This window comes from Bacillus sp. 05T31 (genome assembly GCF_056396725.1).
Window position 1 is genome coordinate 1 of sequence record NZ_JBFTMA010001014.1, and the last position, 1,116, is coordinate 1,116.

At 33.5% G+C, this 1,116-nt stretch carries 2 pseudogenes; both read left to right on the forward strand.

Annotated elements, in window-relative coordinates:
• Window positions 1–757 (forward strand): annotated as a pseudogene (locus AC1DJR_RS30880) (helicase-related protein); the annotation flags it as partial.
• A pseudogene (locus tag AC1DJR_RS30885) lies at window positions 757–1,116 on the forward strand (CPBP family intramembrane glutamate endopeptidase); the annotation flags it as partial. The pseudogenes AC1DJR_RS30880 and AC1DJR_RS30885, both read left to right, overlap by 1 nt.

Sequence of the window (1,116 nt, forward strand, 5' to 3'; positions counted from 1 at the left end):
TCATGGTGGTATGGAACATGAAGAGCGTATGTAAATTCAACAACAGTTTATGAATGACCAGTTGCAAATTGTAATATGTACAAGTGCTTTTGGGATGGGGGTAAATAAGGCGAATACAAGATATATTATTCATTTTCAATATCCGCCAAATGTAGCTTCCTATTTACAAGAAATTGGAAGAGCGGGAAGAGATGGAGAATTGAGTATAGCCATTTTATTATGTAGTCCATTGGATCACGATTTGCCAATTTCAATCATTGAAGATGAATTACCAAGTAAATCGCAAATACAATTTTTATTTTCGTTACTACAAGAAAGAATGTTTCAAACGAAAGTATTACCATTAGAAGATGTAGAAGAAATTTGTTATAATGCAGCAAGATTTAATGAACAGTATTGGCGCTTTACACGTTATCATCTCGAACATCTTGGAATCATACAACAGCGAAATCTCATACTAGAGAGCTTGTCAGATGAAATAATGCACAGATTAATAGCGGAAGTGGAAGTGAGAATGCGTAATAAATATAGTGAGCTAGAAAATATGAAGTCATGGATACAAGTTCAAGGATGTAGACGTGAATATTTATTACAACAATTCGGTTATAGAAAAGAAAAAGAGATAGAAAACTGTTGTGATTACTGTGGTATTACAAAAACGGATTATAAAAAAAGACGAGCGCAACAGTTAGTTTTCGACTATAATTGGGAAACAGAGTTACAAAAGCTTTTCGGCCTAGGAAAGATGGAGGAATGATGAACATTCAAAGGCATAATGTTGAAGATATGAGTCCGAGAGAAATAAGACTGAATCTCTACATAACACAACTAATCATTATTGGTATCGGTTGTTTACTAGCATATATATTATTTCAAGATAAAAGAGAAGTTTATAGTTTATGGAAATGGGAACCGGTTTCTATACTTTTAATAGGTAGCTTGTTAGCGATTTGTATTGTGTTATTAGATTATGTTGCAATGCGAGTGTTTCCAGAATCTTGGTTTGATGATGGTGGCATTAACGATAGAATGTTTCAAGGGATTTCTGTCATGCATTTACTCGTTATCACGTTTATTATTGGCTTTGCGGAAGAGTTTTTATTTAGAGGTGTAGTG